General features: G+C 43.6%; 21 protein-coding genes. 7 read left to right on the top strand and 14 right to left on the bottom strand.

All coding sequences use genetic code 11. From position 1 onward, the window contains the following. Window positions 1-12: 12 nt before the first annotated feature. Window positions 13-1,236, top strand: a complete 1,224-nt coding sequence (locus tag FTU00_RS08215) for a CaiB/BaiF CoA-transferase family protein (protein WP_180179491.1) — start codon at window positions 13-15, stop codon at window positions 1,234-1,236. A gap of 61 nt (window positions 1,237-1,297) precedes the next feature. On the opposite strand, the gene FTU00_RS08210 is transcribed toward FTU00_RS08215, so the two are convergent. Then, complete coding sequence (locus tag FTU00_RS08210) at window positions 1,298-2,980, bottom strand: AMP-binding protein (RefSeq protein WP_180179490.1); 1,683 nt, start codon at window positions 2,978-2,980, stop codon at window positions 1,298-1,300. A gap of 281 nt (window positions 2,981-3,261) precedes the next feature. Here FTU00_RS08210 and FTU00_RS08205 point away from each other — a divergent pair, with 281 nt between their 5' ends. Further along, window positions 3,262-4,536: an MFS transporter gene (locus FTU00_RS08205; RefSeq protein ID WP_180179534.1), complete on the top strand. Its 1,275-nt coding sequence runs from the start codon at window positions 3,262-3,264 to the stop codon at window positions 4,534-4,536. A gap of 66 nt (window positions 4,537-4,602) precedes the next feature. On the opposite strand, the gene FTU00_RS08200 is transcribed toward FTU00_RS08205, so the two are convergent. The 7 genes from FTU00_RS08200 to FTU00_RS08170 all read right to left on the bottom strand — a co-directional run bounded on the left by FTU00_RS08200 (window position 4,603) and on the right by FTU00_RS08170 (window position 12,593). Continuing rightward, entirely contained in the window at window positions 4,603-6,099 is a 1,497-nt protein-coding gene (locus FTU00_RS08200) for an NAD(P)/FAD-dependent oxidoreductase (protein WP_180179489.1), read from the bottom strand. Between the two features lie 16 nt (window positions 6,100-6,115). Continuing rightward, entirely contained in the window at window positions 6,116-6,955 is an 840-nt protein-coding gene (locus FTU00_RS08195; RefSeq protein WP_180179488.1) for an alpha/beta fold hydrolase, read from the bottom strand. A 134-nt stretch (window positions 6,956-7,089) separates the two neighbouring features. Continuing rightward, window positions 7,090-8,892, bottom strand: a complete 1,803-nt coding sequence (locus FTU00_RS08190; protein ID WP_180104861.1) for an acyl-CoA dehydrogenase C-terminal domain-containing protein — start codon at window positions 8,890-8,892, stop codon at window positions 7,090-7,092. Window positions 8,893-9,099: 207 nt separating this feature from the next. Next, window positions 9,100-10,080 (bottom strand): nitronate monooxygenase family protein, encoded by a 981-nt coding sequence (locus tag FTU00_RS08185; RefSeq protein WP_180002008.1) that lies wholly within the window; start codon window positions 10,078-10,080, stop codon window positions 9,100-9,102. 11 nt (window positions 10,081-10,091) lie between these two features. After that, window positions 10,092-10,880 carry an enoyl-CoA hydratase-related protein gene (locus tag FTU00_RS08180; protein ID WP_180018609.1) on the bottom strand — a complete coding sequence of 263 codons (789 nt, stop codon included), beginning with the start codon at window positions 10,878-10,880 and terminating at the stop codon, window positions 10,092-10,094. A 37-nt stretch (window positions 10,881-10,917) separates the two neighbouring features. Continuing rightward, the gene (locus FTU00_RS08175) at window positions 10,918-11,841 is read right to left on the bottom strand and encodes a glyoxylate/hydroxypyruvate reductase A (protein WP_125278513.1); all 924 of its coding nucleotides are present in this window, start codon (window positions 11,839-11,841) and stop codon (window positions 10,918-10,920) included. Next, complete coding sequence (locus FTU00_RS08170; RefSeq protein WP_180179487.1) at window positions 11,838-12,593, bottom strand: class II aldolase/adducin family protein; 756 nt, start codon at window positions 12,591-12,593, stop codon at window positions 11,838-11,840. Before FTU00_RS08170 ends, FTU00_RS08175 begins: the two co-directional genes overlap by 4 nt. Window positions 12,594-12,703: 110 nt before the next feature. Between FTU00_RS08170 and FTU00_RS08165 the strand changes: the two genes are divergently transcribed. Beyond that, complete coding sequence (locus tag FTU00_RS08165) at window positions 12,704-13,141, top strand: PaaI family thioesterase (RefSeq protein ID WP_180002010.1); 438 nt, start codon at window positions 12,704-12,706, stop codon at window positions 13,139-13,141. 120 nt (window positions 13,142-13,261) lie between these two features. On the opposite strand, the gene FTU00_RS08160 is transcribed toward FTU00_RS08165, so the two are convergent. From FTU00_RS08160 to FTU00_RS08150, 3 genes are read right to left on the bottom strand one after another with little or no spacing between them, the layout of a single operon-like run. Further along, window positions 13,262-14,473 (bottom strand): 3-oxoadipyl-CoA thiolase, encoded by a 1,212-nt coding sequence (locus tag FTU00_RS08160; RefSeq protein WP_180179486.1) that lies wholly within the window; start codon window positions 14,471-14,473, stop codon window positions 13,262-13,264. 25 nt (window positions 14,474-14,498) lie between these two features. Beyond that, window positions 14,499-16,019, bottom strand: a complete 1,521-nt coding sequence (locus FTU00_RS08155; RefSeq protein ID WP_180179485.1) for a 3-hydroxyacyl-CoA dehydrogenase — start codon at window positions 16,017-16,019, stop codon at window positions 14,499-14,501. A 2-nt stretch (window positions 16,020-16,021) separates the two neighbouring features. Further along, a complete protein-coding gene (locus tag FTU00_RS08150) occupies window positions 16,022-16,795 on the bottom strand; it encodes an enoyl-CoA hydratase (RefSeq protein ID WP_004785705.1) in 774 nt (257 codons plus the stop codon). Between the two features lie 450 nt (window positions 16,796-17,245). On the opposite strand from FTU00_RS08150, the gene FTU00_RS08145 reads away from it, so the two are divergent. From FTU00_RS08145 to FTU00_RS08135, 3 genes are all read left to right on the top strand, one after another. After that, window positions 17,246-18,544 carry an MFS transporter gene (locus FTU00_RS08145; RefSeq protein ID WP_180179484.1) on the top strand — a complete coding sequence of 433 codons (1,299 nt, stop codon included), beginning with the start codon at window positions 17,246-17,248 and terminating at the stop codon, window positions 18,542-18,544. Window positions 18,545-18,767: 223 nt separating this feature from the next. Further along, window positions 18,768-20,033, top strand: coding sequence for a DcaP family trimeric outer membrane transporter (locus FTU00_RS08140; protein ID WP_180036351.1), 1,266 nt, complete (start codon window positions 18,768-18,770; stop codon window positions 20,031-20,033). Window positions 20,034-20,050: 17 nt separating this feature from the next. Next, the gene (locus FTU00_RS08135; protein WP_180053269.1) at window positions 20,051-21,250 is read left to right on the top strand and encodes an MFS transporter; all 1,200 of its coding nucleotides are present in this window, start codon (window positions 20,051-20,053) and stop codon (window positions 21,248-21,250) included. 68 nt (window positions 21,251-21,318) lie between these two features. Here FTU00_RS08135 and FTU00_RS08130 read toward each other — a convergent pair whose 3' ends face one another. Beyond that, window positions 21,319-21,702, bottom strand: coding sequence for a hypothetical protein (locus FTU00_RS08130; RefSeq protein WP_180179483.1), 384 nt, complete (start codon window positions 21,700-21,702; stop codon window positions 21,319-21,321). A gap of 144 nt (window positions 21,703-21,846) precedes the next feature. Here FTU00_RS08130 and FTU00_RS08125 point away from each other — a divergent pair, with 144 nt between their 5' ends. Continuing rightward, entirely contained in the window at window positions 21,847-22,158 is a 312-nt protein-coding gene (locus tag FTU00_RS08125; RefSeq protein ID WP_180053267.1) for a hypothetical protein, read from the top strand. Window positions 22,159-22,324: 166 nt separating this feature from the next. On the opposite strand, the gene FTU00_RS08120 is transcribed toward FTU00_RS08125, so the two are convergent. Continuing rightward, entirely contained in the window at window positions 22,325-22,999 is a 675-nt protein-coding gene (locus FTU00_RS08120) for a 3-oxoacid CoA-transferase subunit B (RefSeq protein WP_125278503.1), read from the bottom strand. After that, on the bottom strand, window positions 22,999-23,667 hold the full coding sequence (locus FTU00_RS08115; RefSeq protein WP_180179482.1) for a 3-oxoacid CoA-transferase subunit A: 669 nt from the start codon (window positions 23,665-23,667) through the stop codon (window positions 22,999-23,001). Before FTU00_RS08115 ends, FTU00_RS08120 begins: the two co-directional genes overlap by 1 nt. Between the last annotated feature and the right edge of the window lie 16 nt (window positions 23,668-23,683).

The raw sequence follows: 23,683 nt of genomic DNA, 5'->3' as shown, positions 1-23,683 counted from the left end.
GGGAGCGTAACGATGGGTGCTTTAACGGGCTTTCGTGTACTGGATTTAAGCCGGATTTTGGCTGGTCCTTGGTGTAGCCAGATTCTGGCGGACTTAGGTGCGGAAGTGATTAAAATTGAAAAGCCTGATCATGGAGATGACACACGCATCTGGGGACCACCTTGGCTTAAAAATAATCAGCAGGAAGATACCCATGAATCGGCTTACTATCTTTCAGCCAATCGCGGTAAACATTCAGTTGCCGTAGATTTATCTACTCCGGAAGGTCAACGCATTATCAAGAAACTCGCAGAACAGAGTGATGTAGTGATTGAGAACTATAAAGCGGGTTCGTTGAAAAGATATGGTCTGGATTATGAAAGTCTGAGCCAGATAAATCCGCGTCTGGTGTACTGTTCAATTACCGGCTTTGGCCAGAATGGCCCGCGTGCGCAAGAACCAGGCTATGACTTCATTGTTCAGGGTATGGGCGGTATGATGAGTGTTACGGGTGAACGTGATGACCTTCCAGGGGGTGGTCCGCAAAAAGCAGGTCTAGCCTTTGCTGATCTGACCACTGGCTTATATGCTGCAATTGCGATTCAAGCTGCTTTATTGTCCCGTGAAAAAACTGGTGAAGGTCAGCATATTGATATGGCACTGCTGGATACCCAGGTCGCTTCCCTCTCTGTTCTAGCCATGAATTATCTGACCTCAGGTAAAGTCCCTGGCCGCTTCGGAAATGCCCATGCCAATATTGTGCCTTATCAGGTGTTTAAAGCACAGGAAGGTGAGTTCATTATTGCCTGTGGGAATGACCTGCAATTTCAAGCGCTGTGTCAGGCCGTGGGTTTGACCAAAGTGGCAGAAGATCCGCGTTTCTTGAAAAATTCAGGCCGGGTTACACATCGTGAAGAACTGACCACCCTTCTGCAGGCGCATTTCTATTCTCAACCGGCAAAACACTGGGTAGATCTGATTCATGCAGTCAAAGTCCCAGTGGGCATGATCAATAACCTGAAACAGGCTTTGGAAGAAGAACAGGTTCTGGCGCGTGAAATGGTCATTCAGATGCCGCATACTCTACGTGACGATTACACCTCGATTGGTTCGCCGATTAAACTTTCCAAGACCCCGGTAGAATATAAAAAAGCCCCACCTTGTCTGGGTGAAGATACAGATGCCATTTTGAGTCAGTATTTAAGCCCTGATGAAATGCAAGAATTAAAAAATAAAAAAGTCATCCAGCAGCGCTAAACTGCTCAGCAACAAAAAAAGGAATCGAAAGATTCCTTTTTTATTTTGACTATGTCATTTCTCAGCAGGCTTTGGCATCCGGCTGCACGGTTTTAGGCAACTCACGGCGTAGAATTTTACCGACTGCAGACTTTGGCAATCCAGACACAAACTCAATATATTTTGGCAGCTTATAACTGGTCAATTGTAGTCTCAGATAAGTCATGACTTCATTCTCGGTCAGACTGGTATCCTGTTTTACAATAAAGGCTTTCGGAACTTGTCCAGATTTTTCATCATCCACTCCAATGACGGCACATTCCAGTACTTTTGGATGTTTGGATAAAACGCCTTCCAGCTCATTTGGATAGACATTAAAGCCGGAGACCAGAATCATGTCCTTTTTACGGTCCAGAATGGTGATATAACCCTGCTCGTCCATACAACCGATATCACCTGTCAGGAAGAAACCATCTTTGGTAAATACCTGTGCTGTTGCTTCCGGTTGCTTCCAGTAACCTTTCATCACCTGAGGGCCGCGAATAGCAATTTCTCCAGCCTGATGAAGTGCTACAGGTTTTCCTTCATCATCCAGAATTCGAATTTCTGTGCCTGCCAATGGCAAGCCAATACTACCGCTAAAGCGCTTGCTTAAAGGCGGGTTAAATGTTGCCGTTGGTGAGGTCTCAGAAAGACCGTAGCCTTCATAGATATGACAGCCTGTGACTTCATACCATAATTCTGCCGTATTTTTTAAAACAGATGCACCGCCACCTGTCGTGGTTTTTAGGCGTGAGTGATCCAGCTCGCGAAAACGTGGATGATGAGCCAATGCATTAAACATGGTATTCACGCCCGGAAACACCGTCGGAGGATGTTTATGATATTGATCTACCAATGCATCCAGATCTCTTGGATTTGGAATCAGGACATTGGCAAAACCGCGACTCAGACCATAACTGAACAGGCAAATAGTAAAACCATAAATGTGATACAGCGGCAAGGCACAAAACACATATTCTTCTTCAGTGGCATAACGATCGCCAAAATGGCTAATGAACACCGTACTGTTCTGGGCAATATTAAATAAGATATTGCGATGACTGAGTTCAGCCCCTTTGGAAACACCTGTAGTCCCACCGGTATATTGCAGAATGACAGTATCTTCCTGCTGCTGTACAGGCGCTACAAAATCAATCACCTGTACCTGATCAATGGCCTGCTTAAAGTCAGAAAAATGTTTATCAGGATATTGCGCTGTTTGGCTATAAATTGAAACTGACTGATCCTGAATGAAATCGAGCGGATGGGTAGAAATCACATGTTTTAGCGCAGAACATTCATCCAGATTATTTAACTGTTCTAAGGTTGAGCCCAGAATAATCAAGGCTTCTGCTCCTGAATCCTGAACTTGATGATACAACTCACGCTGGGTGTACATCGGGTTTACATTAACCAGAATATAACCCGCACGAATAATCGCGAAAGTCGCAATCGGATATTGAATAATATTCGGCAACATCACCGCGATGCGGCTACCGGCTGCTAGGCCTAGATTCTGTAGGTAAGTAGCCAGTTTCTGGCTATAAACATCAATCTCCTGATAGCTGAACTTTCGATCCAGATAAAAGAATGCAGTCTTATCCTTAAACTTAAGCAGATTCTCAGCAATCGTCGTACTCAAAGTTTTGTCAGGATCGGGCCGGGTAAATTCCGGATTGACGTTCCATTTTTTATATTCTTCCATCCATGGCTGACTTGTCATTACAGCACTCCTATCCTTGATTTTAAATTTATTTTGTATTGTGAAACTTTATTTTGATTAAAAAATAATAACGTTATCTTTCCTCCCAAATCAATGCAATATTTGGCTAATTTCAAATTTTTACAAATAAAATCACGAATTTTATGGCTAATTATTTGGATATATTTTATCAATTAATAATATAAAATTTCTTATAGCGAAATAATAAATCAGTAAAAGCAACAAAAGAATGTGGATTCATTCTTATAAAACAACAACGTAACAAGAAAAGGATGTCGATGATGACGTATGAAACTTCAGTGCTAGAAGCTGAACGGGTCACAGTTCAGCCTAAAAAAATATGGATGACCGCGTTTATTCTATGTTTTCTTATTTTACTTGCAGACGGTGTTGATCTGGCTTTTTTGGCCTATAGCCTCACCAGTATCAAAGCTGAATTTAATTTAACCACAGTTCAGGCAGGTGCCTTAGGGAGCTGGAGTCTGGTCGGTGGAGTGATTGGCGGATTAATTGGCGGTTGGGCCTGTGACCGTTTTGGCCGGGTGAAAGTTATTGTATTTTATATGATTCTTGCTTCCAGCTTATCCTGCACCTTGGGCTTTGTAGAATCTTACCATCAGTTTTTAATTATCCGCAGTATTGCAGCTATTGGACTGGGTTCCCTATACATCGCCTGTAATACCTTAATGTCAGAATATGTTCCGACAAAATACCGGACAACTGTTCTGGCGGCACTTATGACCGGTTTTACCCTAGGTTCATTATGTGCAACTTTACTGGCGGGCTGGATTATTCCTGAATATGGCTGGCGTATGCTGTACTGGATTACCATTTGCCCTATTGTTCTGGCTTTTCTGCTTTATTTTCTTGTTCCTGAACCGGATTCATGGCTACGTTCACGTGAATTAAAACGTCAGGAAGCAGCTAGCAAAGTTAAGGTGAAAAAGCAGAATCCTTATAAAGTCATTCTCAAAGATAAAAATCACCGCTGGATGTTTTTACTATGGATTTTAAGTGCAGGTGCCCTGCAATTTGGTTATGCCGGTTTAAGTAACTGGTTACCTGCCTATCTCGAATCGGATCTGGGCATCAGTTTTAAGGCCATGACTGGCTATATGGTTGGCACGTTTATGATCATGATTTTTGCCAAGATCGTCGCAGGCATTCTGGCAGATCGTTTCGGACGACGTGCCTTGTTCGCTTTTGGAACCATGGGCACAGCCCTGTTTCTTCCGATTGTAATTTATTTCAATACACCGACCAATATTTTGTACCTGATGCTCATGTTCGGCTTCTTATATGGTATGCCATTTGCCATTAATGCCACATATATGACTGAAAGCTTCCCTACTTCGATTCGTGGTACGGCTGTAGGTGGTGCATTCAATATAGGCCGTATTGGAGCAGTATTTGCACCCCTCACAATTGGATATTTTGCTCATGGAGGCTCAATTGGAACGGGACTACTGGTAATGGCAGGTGCCTATTTTATTTGCGGCCTGATTCCTGCACTGTTTATAAGTGACCGCTTATATGATCCGCAAAAAGCAGATTAATCTCCATCATCTTTTGATAAAAAACCAGTCAAATAGACTGGTTTTTTAATGAATAAAATTTAAAAATCAGACGACTTTTCTTTGAACATTTTCCATGTATTCATAATGGTAACCACTGCGAATAAAATGCTGGTTTTTGTCTCTAAATGAATGCGCATAATCTGGCCAGACCAAAGTCAGCTTGCGGCTCACCGGGTCCAGATACCAACTTTTACAGCTTTCTGATAACCAGACACTGCCTTGGGAAAGCTGCTGTAACTCTTGCATATAGCGATTTTCAGCATCTTGATCAGCTTCAAAGACCTGAATCTGTTCCTGTTCAAAAAACTGCAAGGCATCCAGTACCAGATCAAATTGGGTTTCCAGGAAATAAAGCGCTGAGTTATGCCCACTTCCGGTATTAGGACCATTTAGAATGAACAGGTTTGGAAAATTATGGACTGTCGTAGATTGATAACCCTGCATACCACTAGACCATTGCTGCTCAAGGCTTAAGCCATGTTTACCTACCACCTTTGCCGCATAAGGTGGACGTGCTGCTTCAAATCCAGTAGCAAAGACGATGATATCTGCAGAAAACTCATTGCCGGACTTACTGATCACACCATCTTTCGTAATTTCAGTCAAAGCTGAGTCTTCAAGCGTGACATTGGGTTTTAGAAAAGTCGGATAATAATCATTGGACAGCAATAAACGCTTGCAGCCCGGTTCATAATTCGGTGTGAGTTTCTGCTGTAATTTAGGATCTGAAATCTGGTGTTTCAAGAATTGCAGGCAGTTTTTTTTGACCCGCTCGATCTGACTTTTCAGATTACGGCGCTGGGCAAAATTGTATTCATTGCCCCAGAACAAAGAATGTCTTAACACTGCCATGCTGTCTGGTTCTTTGCGGAAAAGCTGTTTTTCTGACTCAGAATAAGGCCGGTCTGGTCGCGGTAAAATATACGGCGCACTGCGTTGCAATACGGTCAGACTTTTTGCTGTTTTGGCAATTTCCGGTACAAGCTGGATAGCTGAAGCCCCTGAACCCACGACAACCACACGCTGATTATCCAGATTCACTTCGTGATTCCAACGTGCAGAATGCATGACCTGACCTTGAAATTCTTCTAGTCCCGGAATTTGTGGCAGATGTTCATCTGCCAGATGCCCGGTTGCTGTAATTAAAAAATTTGCTTCATAAGAACCTTTAGATGTCTGAATATTCCAGATACGTTTTTCGGTATTCCAGCTGGCTTTTTCGAGCTGAGTATGAAAATCAATATGTGGCCGGATATTTTCCTGATCACAGCATTGAATTAAGTAACGTTGAATTTCTGCCCCTTGCGGAAAGACACGTGACCAGTTGGGATTTTTAATAAACGAGAAAGAATATAAATGTGACGGTACATCACAGGCGACACCGGGATAGGTATTATCACGCCATGTTCCGCCCACTTCTGCTGCACGTTCAATGATTTTAAAATCGTGAATGCCCTGCTGTTTAAGACGGATCGCCATGCCTAATCCACCAAAACCGCTGCCTACAATTAAAATCTTGCTGCGCTGTCCTTGAGCTTGCATTATTTTTCTCCTTTTTTTAAGGCATCATGGGCTGGATTTTCTGATTCGCCGGATACTGTTCTGGATGCTGGCTAAACTGGTTGATCAGTTGCACCACTTCCGCTGGCGTTTCAATATGGATTGCATGTCCTGAAGCTATTTCGATATAGCGGCTGTTCTGAATCGAAGCAAACAGTAATTTTGCTTGCGCTAAAGGCACCATCCGGTCTTCACGGCAAGCCACGATCAAAGTCTCCGCAGAGATGTTCGGCAAAATGGCGGTGATGTCAATGCGATAATTCAGTTCACGCTGTTTGGCTGCATCTTGAGAAGGCTTAACGAAGCGTGCCAGATCCAACACCTGCTGTTCACTACGTGCAGACAAATAATCATCGCTATACAGGCAATAATTCACAAAATGCGGTAAAGCTGCGGATTGATCGTTAAATAGCTGTTGCCAGATCGTGGTCCGTAGTTGTTGCACCGAGCTGGTTTTTGCCCAACCTGCTAACAGAATCAAACGTGCCACGCGCTGTTTAAGACTCGCAGCTACTTGTGCAGCAATCACAGCACCAAGTGAATAACCCACCACAGTAATTGCTTCATCTTCTGCAACTGCATGCTGGATCAGTGCTTCAACTTGTTGACTAAAATCAGTCACTGCCAGATCGGCTTTATCTGGAGTATGCAAATCAAGCGATAAAACCCGCTGATGGATACCGAGCATGGGGAAAATATAGCTGAAATGTTTGTCCGTATTTCCACCCGTACCATGGATCAGAATGATGGTGGGATATGAGGATTTCTGTCCGACTTCATGATAAGTGAGGTGTTGATCACCATAAGGACATTGTCGCGTAATCGTGTCTAAATCCATATAGACTCCTGATCTTGTTGTTTTATGGCCGATGTAATACTGAAAAGTACCCATCGATATTGAATTTTGTGCAGGATAAAAAAGTAGTAAGAAAAAAAGACCCACGATCGAGAGATTGATCGTGGGCAAAAGGATTAATCGAATTTAAACTCTTCAGGAGTCAGCAGGAACAGGCTCTCACCACCCGCCTGAATATTGGCAATGTGGGTTGAAGTTCTTGGCAGAATCCGGGCAAAGAAGAATTGCGCGGTTTTGATCTTCGCTGCATAGAACGGATCAGTATTGCCTTCCTCAATTTTTTGCTGCGCCGTAATCGCCATTTTCAGCCATAAATACGAAGACACCACATAACCAGAGAAATATAGGTAATCCACAGATGCCGCACCGATTTCATTGGCAGACTGTTGCGCCTGAGCCTGAATCGTTTTGGTTAATTCTAGCCATTGCTCAGTCAGCTGGCTCACTTGTGCAACCTGCTGGTTAAACTGGGCATGTTGCTGATGCTCTTTAACAAAGCCCTGAATCTCATCCGTTAATGCAGTGAGCAAACCCAATTTTGAACCTAGCACTTTACGCGCCAGCAAGTCGATTGATTGAATTTCAGTAGTACCTTCATACAGACTGGCAATACGTGCATCACGGGCAATCTGTTCCATGCCATGTTCAGCAATATAGCCGTGTCCACCAAAGACCTGCATACCGTGTTTGGCAGCTTCTACACCTGTTTCGGTCATTAAGGCTTTAGCAATTGGGGTCAATAATGCCAGACGGTCTTCTGCAGCTTTCTTCTCTTCAGGATTATCCGTTGCTTCAGCGATATCAGCATACGTTGCCAGATAATAAGCCAAGGCACGTGAACCTTCTGCAAATACCTTTTGAGTCAGTAGCATATTACGCACTGCCGGATGCACGATAATTGGATCCGCAGGCAGGTTTGGCTCTTTAGCACCTTCAAGTGAACGCATGGCCAGACGGTCTTTGGCATAAGCCAATGCGCCTTGATAAGAAGATTCAGCTGCAGCCAAACCTTGAATCGCTGTACCAATACGCGCAGAGTTCATAAAAGTAAACATGCAGTTCAAGCCGCGGTTTTCAGGCCCGATCAGGAAACCTTTGGCATTATCAAAATTCAGTACACAGGTCGCATTGCCATGAATACCCATCTTGTGTTCAATTGCGCTACACACCACGCCATTGCGTGAAGCCACATTTCCAGCTTCATCCAGATTGTATTTAGGCACGATAAACAGTGAAATACCTTTAGTACCTGCTGGTGCATCCGGTAAACGTGCCAATACGATATGCACGATATTTTCCGCCAGGTCATGCTCACCTGCAGAAATAAAGATTTTCTCACCGCTGATGCTATAACTGCCATCTTTATTTGGCACTGCCTTAGTACGGATCAGACCTAAATCAGAACCTGCATGTGATTCAGTTAAACACATAGTTCCGGTCCAGCGACCTGCAATTAAAGGCACCAGGAATTTCTGTTTCTGTTCGTCGCTACCGTGATGCTCTAAGGTACGCATCGCACCATGTGACAGGCCTGGGTACATACCCCAAGACCAGTTAGTCGCCGTAATAATTTCTGAAATGGCAATACGGTATAAGGTCGGGAAGCCTTGGCCACCATATTTTTCATCACCAGTTAATGAGGTAAAACCAAGTTCTACATATTTGTCATAAGCAGCTTTAAAACCATCCGGTGTAGTCACGACGCCATCTTGCAGACGGCAGCCCTGCTGGTCGCCTGTCGCATTAATTGGTAGAAGTTCGTTTTGGCAAAAATCAGCAGCGACTTCCAGATATTGTTCCATAATATCCATAGAAACTTTGTCTGCGAACTTTGCATAGCCTTCGTATTTCTGTTCAACATTGAGCAGATCTTTCAGGACAAACTTCATGTCTTTTAATGGCGCAATATAATTTCTCATCGTAATTCCCTTGTATGAGTTCTAATTTGTATATTTATGACAATTAATTTCATAATACGAAATTATGTTTTAGGTCGAATATAATATAAGTGCATGGATAAAATCTAGTCATGACATAAAAAATCACATTTAAAAAATTAAAACTTTGGTATAAAAAAGCCATTCGGTAATGAATGGCTTTTTATTAAATGATCAAAATAAATCGATCTAGCGCGGGAAAAACTGAGCCAAACGTTGCTGAACAATCTGTTCTGCTTCTTGCATGATATTGTCAATCAGCGTTTGACAGGTTGGAATGTCATGGATTAACCCCATCACTTGACCTGCTGTCAGTACGCCTGCATCTACATCGCCATTTTCCAAAGCCAGCTTGCCTTTTAAGCCACTGACATAAGGGCGAATCTGTTCAAATTCCAGATTTGGATCTTCCCCCATTTTAACGACGAGGTCAGATACCGCATTTTTCGCAACACGCGCAGTATTTCTGAACTGGCGGTAAAGCAGATGCGTTGCCCTTTCATCATTGTCGACATAAAACTGCTTGATGTTTGGATGGATCGGCGCTTCTTGTGTGGCACAGAAACGTGTCCCCATATTGATGCCTTCAGCACCTAAAGCAAGTGCTGCCACCAGACCACGCCCATCGGCAAAACCACCACTAGCAACAATCGGTACGGTAAGCTGATCAGCGGCTGCAGGAATCAGAATCAGTCCGGGAATATCATCTTCACCCGGGTGACCAGCACATTCAAAACCATCAATCGAGATTACATCGGCACCGATTCTTTGTGCTGAAAGTGCATGACGGACCGAGGTACATTTATGAATCACAATGATGCCATGCTGTTTAAAGGCCTCAATATGTTCATGTGGCTTGTTACCTGCCGTTTCTACAATCTTGATTCCACTTTCAATAATGGCCTGACGATATTCGGCATACGGCGGTGGGTTTACAGCGGGTAATAAAGTTAAATTGACCGCAAAAGGCTGATCCGTCATTTCACGGCAACGTGCAATTTCCTTGGTCAGCGCTTCAGGTGTGGGTTGTGTCAATGCCGTCAGCGTTCCCAAACCACCCGCATTGGAGACTGCACTGGCCATTTCTGCGGTACCGACCCACATCATGCCGCCCTGAATAATCGGATAGCGAATGCCTAAAAGCTCGGTGATACGCGTTTGAATTTTCATGAATGCTCTCCTTAGCGTCCGGTAAATTGTGCAGGGCGTTTTTCGACAAAGGCCTGCACACCCTCTTTGTAGTCCTGGCTACTTAAGGCCAAGTATTGCAGGTTTTGTTCCAGCTCCAGTTGCTGATCCATGCTATTTTCAGCACTGCGTTGCAAAGCCTGTTTGGTTAAGGCCAGTGCATAGGTCGGCTGTCGTGCCAGTCGCTGTGCAAGCTCATCGATATAAGCATCAAATTCTGCATCAGGGATCATTTTCCAGACCATACCCATTTCAGCCGCTTCTTTGGCATGTACAGGCTCACCAAGTAAAGTCAGTGCCATGGCACGTGCATAGCCGATCAAACGCGGCAACATCCAGGTGCCGCCGGCATCAGGAATTAAGCCAATTTTAGAAAAGGCTTGAATAAATTTGGCACTTTCCTTGGCAATAACCAGATCGCAAGCCAGCGCGATATTGGCCCCTGCACCGGCAGCCACACCATTTACTGCCGCAAGCACCGGTTTGGGACTTTTACGAATCAGGTTGATCAAAGGATTATAATATTTGGCTAGAGAGCCTTCGGGAGGCAACGGCACACTACCGAGCTGCCCGGCACGTTCTTTTAAATCCTGTCCCGCTGAAAATGCCCGACCATTACCACGAATCACAATCACCCGAATATCCGAGTCTGTATTCCAGCTTTTCAGCACCTGCTGCACTTCCTCATGCATTTGCCGGTTAAAACTGTTCAGTGAATCTGGCCGATTAAAACTTAAAGTCGCGACGCCTTGCTGAACCTGGGTCTGAATCATTTCCCACATCATCAATTTCCTTATTTTTTTGTCTGTATCCCTACACTTAATAGCCTTTATTGACATCCACCTGATGACACAAATCCAGCCCTTGATTTAAACGACGGTCATTTTCCAGAATCTGCTCTACCACCACAGACATCGGCGCATGTGAGGCGACATGTGGCGTTACCACAATTTTTTCGTGCTGCCAGAATGGATGGTCCGCAGGTAACGGCTCCTGCTCAAAGACATCGACAATTGCACCACGCAGATGACCAGAATCCAGCGCATCCAATAAATCCTGCTCGATTAAATGCTGGCCACGCCCGACATGAATCAAAGCCGACTGTTCAGGCAGTTGCTGAAATAATTCAGCAGAAAGAATCCCAGTATTCTCTTCGGTAAGGGGTAGCAGGTTAATCAGAATCTGACTTTGCGCCAGGAACTCGGAAAGCTGTTCTTGACCCACATAACTTTTGACTTGATTAATGTCTTTTGGGGAATTCGACCAACCAGAGACTTGATAGCCCATGTCTGCGAAACGTTCTGCTACGTATCCGCCCATATGCCCCAGTCCCATAATCCCGATCTGGATATGATGGCTATAGCTCTGGCGATACTGCTTCCACAGCTGCTGCTTTTGCTGTTGGATCATGCGGTCAAAATAACGCTGAAAATACAGCACGCCCCAAAGCAGATAATCAAACATGCCCTTTTGGTGATGTGGATCCAGTACCCGGCAAACGGCTTGATCTGGGCGTACAGCATTTAAGTTTAAATGTTCTACCCCAGCAGCAATCGAATGAATCAGGCCAAGCTTTGGTAGCTGCTGCACTTTTTCCAGATCTGGAAACCAGGCAGCAACCGTGGTTGCCTGTTCAGCTTCAGGGCTGTCAACTGTACAGAAACTACCAGCTGGCGCATATTTTTGAAAAGACTTGACCAGAATGGCTTCAATATTTGGTACAGAACTGGAAATAACAATCATGATGCATACTCCGTATATTGATGCTCAATCAGGGACAAAGCGGCCTGCCAGGCACGCTGTAAAATGGGTTCAATGAGAGGACTGGCGAACTGCTTCGCTGTTTTAATTCGGACTTCTTCTGCTGGATAATGCAACTCGGCACCGCCGCTTAAGGCCTTCACCTGTGCCTGACAGGCGCGCTCCAGGAAATAGATTTCATGAAAAGCCCGTGCAATGGTCTCCCCAGCCGTTAATAGCCCATGATTTCTTAAAATCATGGCACGATGGTCGCCCAAGTCCTGAATCAGGCGCTCCTGCTCATCTGTTGAGAGTGCAACGCCTTCGTATTCGTGATAGGCCACATGCTGATAAAATTTCATGGCGTGTTGGGAAATTGGAAGAAGCCCGTGTTTCTGAGCAGAGACGGCAATTCCATCCGCGGTATGCGTATGAATGACACAGTTCAGATGAGGATGCGCGTCATGAATTGCAGAGTGGATCACAAAGCCTGCCATATTCACCGGCTTGTCTTGTTCATAGCTTTCTACCACTTGCCCTTCATGATTAATCTTCACCAGCGTTGAGGCACGCATTTTTTCAAATGCGACACCATATTGATTAATCAGAAAGCAGTCTGGTTGATCTGGGACTCTTATGCTGATGTGGGTATCAATCAGGTCAGTCATCCGATAATGCGCAATAATGCGATAAAGCGCAGCCAGTTCACAGCGTGCCTGCCATTCAGCATCTGTGACGAGATTTTTTATTGTCATCATTCCATCCTGGAAAAATATAGCATTTCGATCACTATCTGTTATATCATAATTTTAGAAAAACAGAATATTATTTCATAAAGCGAAATATTTTATTAAAGGGAAGTTATATGACTACAGCTCAAATGAATGGACTTGAATATCTAACTGCAATTAAAAATGGCGAATTACCTGGCTCAGCGATGGGACAACTCATTCCCATGAAACTCAGTGTAGTCCGTGAAAACTATGTGGAATATGAAGTTTATCCAGATGAACGTCATTTCAACCTGCAAGGCGGCATTCATGGTGGATTCTGCGCCACGGTTCTAGACAGCGTAACCGGTGCAGCAGTTCATACTACAGTTGATGCGGGCGTGAGTTTTTCCACTATTGACCTGAATGTCAAAATGCTCAAAGCCATGAAAAATAGCGAAACTTATACTGCGATTGGCGAAGTGATCCGGATTGGACGCAATGTGTTGACTTCAGAAGGCCGAATTGTAGATAAAGACGGTAAACTTTATGCTTTCGGTTCAGCAACTTTATTGGTTACTGGCCGTAAATAATCCTTACGCTGATTTAAACATTCCCTGCATTTGCAGGGATTTGTATTTCTATATAAATAGCCCAATAAAAAATGCCATGCATATCATCTATACATGGCATTAATACGATAACTAAAGCTGTTATGCAGCTTCAGGGTTTTCAATCACCATCGCCAGGCCTTGACCCAGACCGATACACAGGCTGATCACGGCATATTTTTTACCAGTACGCTGTAATTGACGCGCAACAGTTAAAGCCAAACGCGCACCTGAACAGCCTAGTGGATGGCCAATCGCAATGCCACCACCATTTGGGTTGACACGCGGATCATCAAAAGCCACATCCAGACCTTTCAGGCAAGATAACACCTGGCTGGCAAATGCTTCATTGATCTCGATAATGTCCATATCATCTAGCGTCAAACCTGCACGTTTTACAGCTTTTTTGATTGCTTCAATTGGGCCCGCACCCATGATGCGTGGCTCAATGCCAGCGGCTGCAGAAGACAGAATACGAGCTAAAGGTTTTAAGCCATACTGTTCCTGAACTTTTTCACTGCCGATAATCAGTGCTGCAGCGCCGTCATTGATACCTGATGCATTACCTGCAGTCACAACACCACCTTCGAAAAGCGGTTTTAACTTGGATAATGCTTCAAATGTCGAAGATGGACGTGGATGTTCATCTTCAGTCACTAATTTAGGCGGCAATTTACGCCCTTGTGAAACTTCAATCGGGGTAATTTCACCTTCAAAGAAACCTGCTTCTTTTGCAGCTTGATATTTCGCTTGTGATGCAGCAGCAAAAGTATCTGCCTGTTCACGCGTAATGCCAAACTCTTCAGCGACGTTATCACCTGTTTCTGGCATGCTGTGCGCGCCAAACTGATCGGTGAATTTACGGTTCGGGAAACGTGTACCAATCGTGGTGTCATAGATTTTGGCATCACGTGAATACGCGCTTTCAGCTTTACCCATTACAAACGGTGCACGCGTCATGCTTTCTACACCACCTGCAATATACAGTTCGCCTTCACCTGCGGTAATGGCACGTGCTGAATCGATCACAGCACCCAGGCCCGACGCACATAGACGGTTCACTGTTTGACCTGGAACTGTCACTGGCATACCAGCAAGCAATGCTGCAAATCGAGCCACATTACGGCTGTCTTCACCGGCTTGGTTCGTGCTACCAAAGATCACATCTTCTACGTCCGCTGCTGGAATACTGGTTTTTTCTAGCAGATTTTTAATGACTGTTGCTGCCAGATCATCTGGACGTACAGTTGCCAGGCTTCCTGCGTGGCGACCGATTGGTGAACGTAAACCATCATAAATATAGGCATTTAACATGAGTGTTATTCCTTTAACTTTTTAATTAATGTGTAGTATGAACAAGAGGTAAACCGAGCTGAACGCGGCGGCGCAACCAAGGACTTGGGCGGTAACGCTGGTCACGAGTAATCGCAGTCATGCGGTCTAAAATTTTCAGAATTTTTTCAGCACCTAATACATCGCCCCATTCAATTGGGCCGTATGGATAACCAAGGCCTAATTTCACGGCAATATTAATGTCTTCTACAGTGGCAACACCTTGCTGGGCAATATCACAGCCAAGATTCACGATCATGGCCAAAGCACGCTGAGCCACAAAGCCGACGCTTTCCTGAATTGTGCTCGCAGTCACACCATCCAGATTGAAAATCGATTGTGCTGCGGTTACCAGTTCAGCTTTGGTCACAAACGTTGGCATTAAAGTACGGTGTTTATTCAGACCGTAAAGCAGATCAATACAGACTACTTGCTGCGGAGACACCTGATAGCGGACTGCGGCTGAAGTTGCATCTTCACCATAAGTCGCAATCAGAATTAAAACATCTGCTGAAGGTGTTTCAGTCTGCTCGATCTGGATGTTGAACTGCTGCAGATATTGCTCAAGCGCCTGACGGTCTTCGCTATATTCTGTACCTAACCAAACCGATGGATATTGATCCAGCTTTTCAACCAATGTTGGAGCCACATCACCTACTTTGCTACCTGAAGTGTAATCATAAAAACCTTTACCAGTTTTACGACCTAGCTGTTTAGCAATAAAACGCTGGCGGGTAATCACGCTTGGGCGGTAACGCGCTTCTTCATAATATTGGTGATAGATCGATTCGCTCACTGGATGAGATACATCCATCCCGGTCAGATCGCCTAACTCGAATGGCCCCATCTTGAAACCGATCCCGTCACGGTAGATGCGATCAATTTCATAAAATGGAGTGACATTTTCATTCAGAATTGCATAGGCTTCGCTACCAAAGGCACGACCTGCATGGTTAATGATAAATCCTGGAGTGTCTTTAGCTTTTACCGGGCGATGTCCCATCTTGGTCGACAGCTGAGTAAGTGCATCCACAATATCAGCACGGGTATTAAAACCTTCAATGACCTCAACCACTTTCATCAGTGGAACCGGGTTAAAGAAGTGATAACCGGCAACGCGTTCCGGCTGGCTGCAATTGGCAGCAATCGCACTAATGGATAGTGAAGATGTATTGGATGCCAGAATCGCTTCAGGTTTCACAATGCCTTCAAGTTGCTGCATCAGCTTTTGTTTGATTTCCAGATTTTCAATAATCGCTTCAACGATTAAATCGCAATCTTTCAGGTCTTCGATCTGATGAGCAATCGATAAATGAGCAAGATCTTCAGCAGCTTTTTCATGGCTGAATTTACCTTTATCAGCCAGGGTATTTAATGTTTTAGCCAGCTTTTCCTGTGCCTGTTCAGCAGCACCCGCTTTGGCATCAAACAACACCACATCATGACCGGACTGAATCGCGATTTGGGCAATGCCCGCACCCATGGTACCTACGCCAATAATACCGATTTTCTGAATTTGAATGCTCATGCTTATCGTCCCTGATAATTTGGTTTACGTTTTTCGATAAAGGCTTGCATACCTTCTTTTTGATCTTCTGAAGAAAACAGCATCTGGAAGGATTTACGTTCCAGCATTAAGCCGGCATTGAGTGGCACATCTTCAGCCAGTAAAGCCACTTCCTTGATTTGTTCAAGCGCAATTGGCGGCATTTTTGCCAAACCTTCAGCCATTTTGATTGCTGTTGCAAGGGTTTCGCTGTCTTCAGTTACTTGAGACACCAGACCAATCTGATACGCTTCTGGTGCAGGAACCAGACAACCCGTCATAATGATGCGCATTGCATGAAATTTACCCACGGCACGGAATAAACGCTGTGTACCACCAGCACCCGGCATTACCCCTACTTTGACTTCAGGCTGACCGAACTGGGCACTTTTTCCAGCAATGATAATGTCCGCATGCATTGCCAGTTCACAACCGCCGCCCAATGCATAACCGTTTACTGCTGCAATCACTGGTTTTGAACATTGTGCAATCGCTTGCCAGTAACGTTCGGTACGACGCTGCATCATCTGGATCGTTTCAGCATTTGCCAGTTCTTTAAGGTCAGCGCCTGCAGCGAAGTCAGTTTCACCGCCAGTGAGAATAATGGCACGGATATTTTCATCGTCATTCAATTGCAGAAAAGCCGCAGCCAGTTTCTGACGCACTTCTGTATTCAGGGCATTTTTAGCTTCTGGACGATGGATCTTGACCATCGCCACATGTGTCGAAATTTGCTCTACTTGAACTACCTGTTCCATCAAAAATCTCCATTTATTTTGTATAGCGAAATTTTATTTTATATAAAACTACGGTTTCTAGACCCATAAATCAAGATTTTTTCTCTCAAAAACTCAAAAAAGTTATTTTTTAATAAAAATTAGAGTAAAAACTCTTGTTCAGTTGGCTATTTTATGATTAATTGATTTCGCAATACGGAATTAATTATTTAATTCGAATTTTGGTTATTCATTTATGTAAATATTAACCACAATACAAAATAAAAAAATTAATTTCCGTCATAAGGATACTACGTTGTTCAGTGATTTTTCACTCAAGGTGAAACGGAAAAATCAGATCCAGCCTGATCATAACAGGGCGAATGCGCACAGACGCTTAGACCTTAGATGAGGAAAATGCTTTTCCGTGAGGAAGAAAATGGATTTAGCGGTAGCAGAGGAATGCTACTTTAATATATAGAGGATATAAGAATGACAAGCGATACCATCGTAGCTGAGGAAACTAAAACGGGGGTCTCCTCCGACGACACCGTTAAGCAGGCACCTAAACGCCTGTGGATGACGGCCTTTGTCTTCGCTTTTTTGATTTTACTATGTGACGGTGCAGACATTGGTATTCTGGCTTTCAGCTTGACCAGTTTGAAAGCAGAATGGGGGCTAACTTCTGTACAGGCCGGTGCCTTGGGAAGTTATTCTCTTTTGGGTATGGGGATCGGTGGCTTTATTGGCGGATGGGCCTGTGACAAATTCGGTCGCGTACGTGTCATCGTATTGGCCACTATTTCCTTCTCAATTTTGTCTGCCTATTCAGGTTTTTCCCAGTCTTATCAAGAGTTTGCGATTTTACGTACCCTTTCGTGCTTAGGTTTAGGCTGTTTATATATTGCCTGTAATACCCTGATGTCAGAATACGTACCGACCAAATACCGTACTACAGTATTGGCAACATTAATGACTGGTTTCACTTTAGGTTCATTGGTGATTACCATGCTTTCTGGCTGGATTATTCCTGAATTCGGCTGGCGTATGCTGTACTGGGTGACAATTGCCCCATTAGCTTTGGGTATTTTGATGCACTTCATGGTACCAGAGCCAGAGTCATGGAAACGTGTCCGTGAAATGAAAAGAACTGGTCAGATCGTGGATAATGATGCCAAAAAAGGCAATCCATATATCACCATTCTTAAAGATAAGACCCATGGCAAGATGTTCATCTTATGGTCTTTCAGCTCTTGTTTCCTGCTATTCGGTTATTTCGGTGTAAGTAACTGGTTACCAAGTTATCTTGAAGCTGAATTGGGCATTAAATTCAAGGAAATGGCGTTATACATGGTAGGTACCTTTATTACCATGATGTTTGCCAAAATCATTGCAGGTTATGTGGCTGATAAAATTGGTCGCCGTATTGTGTTTGCTTTCGGCACCATGGGAACAGCGCTATTTATTCCTGTTGTCGTGTATATGCACAATGCCGATAACATTGGTGTACTGATGCTGATCTTCGGCTTCCTGTACGGTATTCCATATGCGATTAATGCAACCTATCTAACTGAAAGTTTCCCAACTGGAGTTCGTGGTACAGCAGTTGGCGGTGCGTTCAATATTGGTCGTATCGGTGCAATCTTCGCTCCAATTACCATTGGTTATCTTGCGATGAATGGTTCGATCGGTACGGGTCTATTGGTGATGGGTGCAGCTTACTTCCTATGCGGTTTGATTCCTGCCCTGTTTATTAAGGACCGTTTATACGATCCACAAAAAGCTGAATAACTTTTAACTCAAGAGGGTGGTAAATTTACTGCCCTCCTTCATCCATATTTTTATGACTTTAAATATCGAATACATACCCTTTGACCTGAACAGGATGTTTCTTGGTTGAACGAGAATCGTATTCATCATTCAAAAGTCAGCATCTCTGCATTTAGCAATGAGAGCAATGACAAGGAAAGATTTTCCTTTTTAGATATCAGAAAATTTCTTTAGGGATTAAGAAATGAAAAAATTAGTTTTAGCGACATTATGTGGTATTGCTTCAGCACAGGCATTTTCAGCAGAAGCGTCTGAAGACCGGATGCAGTTTTTAGAATCACAGTTAAAGCAAATCCAGGCTGAACTGGAACAGCAAAAGGCTGCACAACTTGCGTTAAAGAACCAGCAGGAAGAAGCCAAAGCGCAAGACTCTAAAACTTTGAGTTCGATGGTGGATAATGTCGATGTTTATGGCTTGATCCGCTTTGATGGCGCAGTCGATTTCAAAAGTACCACTGAAGCTCGTGGCCGTACCATTAACCAGATTAATAAAGTGCCTTTCACTGAACCTGACTCTACCCGTTCAGATTTTACTGCAGCTGCCAGCCGAATTGGTTTCCTGGCGAAAGACTTGGGTGGAAACCCGAATGTTTCTGCACGTTTAGAAGCTGACTTCTGGACCAATAATGGTAAAGGCGATGGTGGACTACGTATTCGTCATGCACATTTAAAATACTATAACTGGACTTTTGGTCAGGCCTGGTCATTGATGTCGACACCGGAAATTAGTACTGAAGCTGTCGACTACAGTTTATTGCTGGGTGGATCAGTCCTACGTACGCCTCAAGTCAGCTATGCTTTCAAACTTGATCCGGAAAATACCTGGAATGTAGGTCTGGAGTATATGGCCGGTGGCGATCGCTCTTCTGCCTTGCCTGCTTTAACCACTAAATATGTTCATCAATCAGGTCCGCTGCATTTATTGGCTCAAGGCTTTGTCAATCAAAAGCAGGCACAAACTGATACAGGTGATATTGAAAAAGTTGGTTGGGGTGTAGGCCTTGGTGGACGTTACCGTTTTAATGATCAGAACTCGATCCAAGGTAACTATTTCCATATGGTCGGCGACCAGCGTATTGCAGCTTTCTTGACTCAAGGTTCAACCACCGACGGTGCTGCCTGGGGTGGAGATTACTCAGTTGATCCAATCAATAATGAACTTTTGCTCAATGAGTTTAATAGTTTAAGTATCGGCTTTACGCATAAATTCACGCCGAAACTACGTAGTAGCATCAATGCCAGCGTTGTTGATTTTGATGATTCCAGCGACTATGCACGCGCGAATCCTAAGACCAATAAACGTTTAACTGACTATGTAGCAAACGTGATCTACTCTCCTGTTCCAAAGATTAATCTCGGTGCAGAGTACCATCACGGTAAACGTGAAACTTTTGATAATAGAGAAGCGGATGTTTCACGTATCAACCTCTCTGCCAACTATAGTTTTTAAAGCTTCAGGAGACAAGGATGTCAGCCCAAGGGCAAATTTCACGCCGTTTCATGTTCATGATGGCAATGACCTGCGCACTCTGCGCAGGTTGTAACTATTTTAACCAGCCCTTGATTTATTCTATCGCAGAGGATCTGCAAATCAGTGTAGCTCAGTCTGGCTGGACTGTGGTTTTAACCCAGATTGGCTATGCCACCGGGTTATTTTTGTTTGTGCCTCTAGGCGATTTATTTGAAAAACGTCTCTACATTTGTAGCCTCATGCTATGTACCGGTCTGGCATTGATCGGGCTTTCTGCCAGTACTAATCTGCATATGCTGTATGGTTTTACCCTGCTCGCCTCTTTCTGTTCGATTACCACCCAGATTCTGATTCCTTTTGCCGCTAACCTGTCTCAACGAGAAAAAAGTGCTGAAGTGGTCGGTCTGCTGATGAGTGGTGTTCTAGTCGGTATTCTATTTGCCCGAACTGTATCAGGACTGATTTCTACCTTATGGTCCTGGCATGCCGTTTACCTATTGAGTGGCTGTTCTATTCTCTTGCTCAGCATCGCCATGTGGTATCAGTTACCTAAAGCGAAAAGCCAGCTACAAATGAGCATCTTGCAGATTTATCGCTCACTATTTACCTTTGCCAAAACCGAACCGATGCTGATTCGACGCAGCATCATTGGTGGTTTGGGCTTTGGTATGCTGAGTATTATTTTTACCACCATGACTTTTGTACTGGCGGAAGCCCCCTATCATTTTAATGATTTCCAGATTGGGTTAATGGGCATCGTTGGTATAGTCGGCATCTGGTCATCACAATGGACCGGTAAAATGATTGGTCGACATCGGGAAAAATGGGTCGCACAACTCGCTACCACAGGTTTAATTCTGGCCTGGATTCCCTTGTTTTTTGCGCAAAGCTATTTATGGGTATATATCATTGGATTAATTCCTGCCTATTTTGGGATTTCTTCGCTACATGTTTTAAATCAGAATCTGGTATATCGGATCTCAGTGCAGGCCCGTTCCCGTATTAATGCCATTTATATGACCTGTTATTTTTCAGGTGCCGGGATCGGTGCATTTCTATCGCTAAACCTATGGAAAATGTATGGCTGGTCAGCATGCGTTGCATTAGGCTTTGTCTTTGCCTTGCTGATCTTTAGTATTAACCGTTACGACCTAAGCCGAGAACGCAATCTGGTCAATATCCAGTCCCAGTCATAATCAATCTAAACTCATACCTTGTGCACTCATAGAATATAAGATTGGGTGCGCAGTACATGACACATTATCTATGTTAATTTTAGAAATTCTTTAAAGCTCATTTGTCGCTTTTTTACATAAAGATAGACTCCAAATTGGAGTATTACAAAGAAGCCTATGTTTCTTAAAATAGTAAACAATAAGTCTAAATTGCCAAAAATTGAGTCTGTAGCGAAGAGCAAGATCACTAATACGGAATGTAAGTATAAGGTTTGTTGAGTCTTACTTTGCAGTGCGGTAGCTGCATTGATATAACCAATGAGCGTTAATCCTAATATCATAAGAATGATTCCGCAGATAATACCTAGGGTCATATAAGGCCCAGAGCTATATGCAAACAGTGTTAATACAGCACCAGTTAAAGCTACTAAACCTACAAATGAGCCTAATAAATTTCTTAAATAATATGCCATTTGTTACATGATCTCTTCTAATGAAAGTTTAGAATTTTTAGCCTTGTAGTTGCTAAGAAATGTTTTCTCTTGTTCCAGGTATATCTATTACTTCTTGTACAAATACATTAGATTGATGGCACTTAATCTTTTGAATAAAACCGAATGAAGATGCAATCATATTTCAAGTATTTCTGTTTTGGATTTGCAGCATTCTCTTTATTCCAAATTTATTCGGATATTGTAGATGGTAAAACAGAAATTAGTGCATATTTAGGAAATATCGGGTTATTTCTAGTATGTATTGAAATGGGCGTTCTAATGACTTATGAACAACTCACAGCTGAAGTAACGTTAAGAAATTTCTTTTCCAAAGATAAATTTCTATCTCTCTCACCAGTTGGGATCTTTGCTCATACACTAGGGAAAATTGGATGTATCTTATTAATTATTGATTTTGTAATAAGCTTTGCCTAAAAATTTCTAGCTCATTTAACATAATGGCGATTATGCAAAATTTAGTTGTAAGCTAAAAATAGAAATGTCCGCTTTTAGAATACGCAACTAAACGCATAAATATACAGCGTATAAAAAATCGCAGCCTAAGCTGCGATTTTTAACCATATTTAAATGATTTAGCTTATTATACGGATGCTTTTAACTGTGCAGCTGCACGGCCATCGAGCAACTTGCAACCTGTCTGTTGCTGAAGTTCCTCAAAACTCAAGCCATCGACCATTTCTAGCACCCAAGCCTGATTATCTTTGAGTTCAATAATACACAAATCGGTATAAATACGGTCAACGCAGTTTTTACCAGTAATTGGATAAGTCAGCTCTTCCACAATTCGTGGTTCGCCATTTTTTGTGACATGTTCCATGCAAACATAGACACAGCGAGCACCAACCGCCAGATCCATCGCCCCACCCACCGCTGGAACCGCATCCAGTGCACCGGTATGCCAGTTAGCGAGATCACCGTTCACAGCAACCTGAAAGGCGCCCATAATACAGAAATCTAAATGGCCGCCACGCATAATATCGAAGGAATCTGCAGAATTCATAAAACTGCCGCCATCCAGCATACTCACCAGTTCTTTACCGGCATTAATCAGATCATCATCAGCTTGATCAGGATCAGTTAAAGCGGTAAAACCCAGAACGCCATTTTCGGAATGCAAGACAATATCTTGCTCAGGCTTTAAATAACCGGCAACGCGTGTTGGTAAGCCAATGCCTAAATTCACATAAGAACCGGTCGGAATATCCTGTGCAACTTTTTCTACAATCTGTTCGCGTGTACGTTTTTGAATTGTCATTATTTGATATCTCCTACCTTCACCACATGCTGCACAAAAATACCCGGCGTCACGATAATCTCTGGATCAAGCTGTCCTAGCTCCACAATTTCATGCACTTGGGCAATCGTGGTTTTGGCTGCTTTTGCCATTAACGGGCCAAAGTTTCGCGCTGCTTTACGGTAGGTTAAATTGCCCCATTGATCAGCCTGATTGCCATAAACCAAGGCATAGTCTGCATGAATTGGATATTCCAGCACATAGTCCTTGCCATTGATATGGCGGGTTTCTTTGCCTTCAGCAATCTTGGTGCCGTAACCTGTAGGCGTAAAAATAGCGCCCAGACCTGCACCCGCTGCCTGAATACGGCAAGCCAAGTTGCCTTGTGGTACCAACTCTAGTTCAACCTTTCCAGCTTTATACAGCTCTTCAAAAACCTTGGAATTATTGGCACGAGGAAATGAACAGATCATTTTTTTCACCAGTCCTGACAATAACAGGTTGGTTAGACCACGGTCACCAGAAGCTGCATTATTATTAATAATAGTCAGATCTTTAGGACCAATATCAATCAAAGCTTCAATCAGTTCGATTGGCTGTCCTGCCAGACCGAAGCCACTGGTCATAATATGTGCACCATCTGGAATCTGCTTCAGTATGGTTTCGATATCCTGTGTGATTTTATTCATTTAATTGCTTCCTAGC

The sequence above is a fragment of the Acinetobacter sp. YH12041 genome, assembly GCF_013419975.1.
Lineage (GTDB): Bacteria > Pseudomonadota > Gammaproteobacteria > Pseudomonadales > Moraxellaceae > Acinetobacter.
The sequence above is the reverse complement of the archived record's forward strand: the minus strand, read 5'-3'. Positions and strand labels throughout refer to the sequence as shown.

What these genes read in the sequence shown, in the direction of transcription:
- FTU00_RS08215 (WP_180179491.1), top strand. Translation starts at nt 13, where the DNA reads ATGGGTGCTTTAACGGGCTTTCGTGTACTGGATTTAAGCCGGATTTTG.
- FTU00_RS08210 (WP_180179490.1), bottom strand. Translation starts at nt 2,980, where the DNA reads ATGACAAGTCAGCCATGGATGGAAGAATATAAAAAATGGAACGTCAAT.
- FTU00_RS08205 (WP_180179534.1), top strand. Translation starts at nt 3,262, where the DNA reads ATGACGTATGAAACTTCAGTGCTAGAAGCTGAACGGGTCACAGTTCAG.
- FTU00_RS08200 (WP_180179489.1), bottom strand. Translation starts at nt 6,099, where the DNA reads ATGCAAGCTCAAGGACAGCGCAGCAAGATTTTAATTGTAGGCAGCGGT.
- FTU00_RS08195 (WP_180179488.1), bottom strand. Translation starts at nt 6,955, where the DNA reads ATGGATTTAGACACGATTACGCGACAATGTCCTTATGGTGATCAACAC.
- FTU00_RS08190 (WP_180104861.1), bottom strand. Translation starts at nt 8,892, where the DNA reads ATGAGAAATTATATTGCGCCATTAAAAGACATGAAGTTTGTCCTGAAA.
- FTU00_RS08185 (WP_180002008.1), bottom strand. Translation starts at nt 10,080, where the DNA reads ATGAAAATTCAAACGCGTATCACCGAGCTTTTAGGCATTCGCTATCCG.
- FTU00_RS08180 (WP_180018609.1), bottom strand. Translation starts at nt 10,880, where the DNA reads ATGTGGGAAATGATTCAGACCCAGGTTCAGCAAGGCGTCGCGACTTTA.
- FTU00_RS08175 (WP_125278513.1), bottom strand. Translation starts at nt 11,841, where the DNA reads ATGATTGTTATTTCCAGTTCTGTACCAAATATTGAAGCCATTCTGGTC.
- FTU00_RS08170 (WP_180179487.1), bottom strand. Translation starts at nt 12,593, where the DNA reads ATGACAATAAAAAATCTCGTCACAGATGCTGAATGGCAGGCACGCTGT.
- FTU00_RS08165 (WP_180002010.1), top strand. Translation starts at nt 12,704, where the DNA reads ATGACTACAGCTCAAATGAATGGACTTGAATATCTAACTGCAATTAAA.
- FTU00_RS08160 (WP_180179486.1), bottom strand. Translation starts at nt 14,473, where the DNA reads ATGTTAAATGCCTATATTTATGATGGTTTACGTTCACCAATCGGTCGC.
- FTU00_RS08155 (WP_180179485.1), bottom strand. Translation starts at nt 16,019, where the DNA reads ATGAGCATTCAAATTCAGAAAATCGGTATTATTGGCGTAGGTACCATG.
- FTU00_RS08150 (WP_004785705.1), bottom strand. Translation starts at nt 16,795, where the DNA reads ATGGAACAGGTAGTTCAAGTAGAGCAAATTTCGACACATGTGGCGATG.
- FTU00_RS08145 (WP_180179484.1), top strand. Translation starts at nt 17,246, where the DNA reads ATGACAAGCGATACCATCGTAGCTGAGGAAACTAAAACGGGGGTCTCC.
- FTU00_RS08140 (WP_180036351.1), top strand. Translation starts at nt 18,768, where the DNA reads ATGAAAAAATTAGTTTTAGCGACATTATGTGGTATTGCTTCAGCACAG.
- FTU00_RS08135 (WP_180053269.1), top strand. Translation starts at nt 20,051, where the DNA reads ATGTCAGCCCAAGGGCAAATTTCACGCCGTTTCATGTTCATGATGGCA.
- FTU00_RS08130 (WP_180179483.1), bottom strand. Translation starts at nt 21,702, where the DNA reads ATGGCATATTATTTAAGAAATTTATTAGGCTCATTTGTAGGTTTAGTA.
- FTU00_RS08125 (WP_180053267.1), top strand. Translation starts at nt 21,847, where the DNA reads ATGAAGATGCAATCATATTTCAAGTATTTCTGTTTTGGATTTGCAGCA.
- FTU00_RS08120 (WP_125278503.1), bottom strand. Translation starts at nt 22,999, where the DNA reads ATGACAATTCAAAAACGTACACGCGAACAGATTGTAGAAAAAGTTGCA.
- FTU00_RS08115 (WP_180179482.1), bottom strand. Translation starts at nt 23,667, where the DNA reads ATGAATAAAATCACACAGGATATCGAAACCATACTGAAGCAGATTCCA.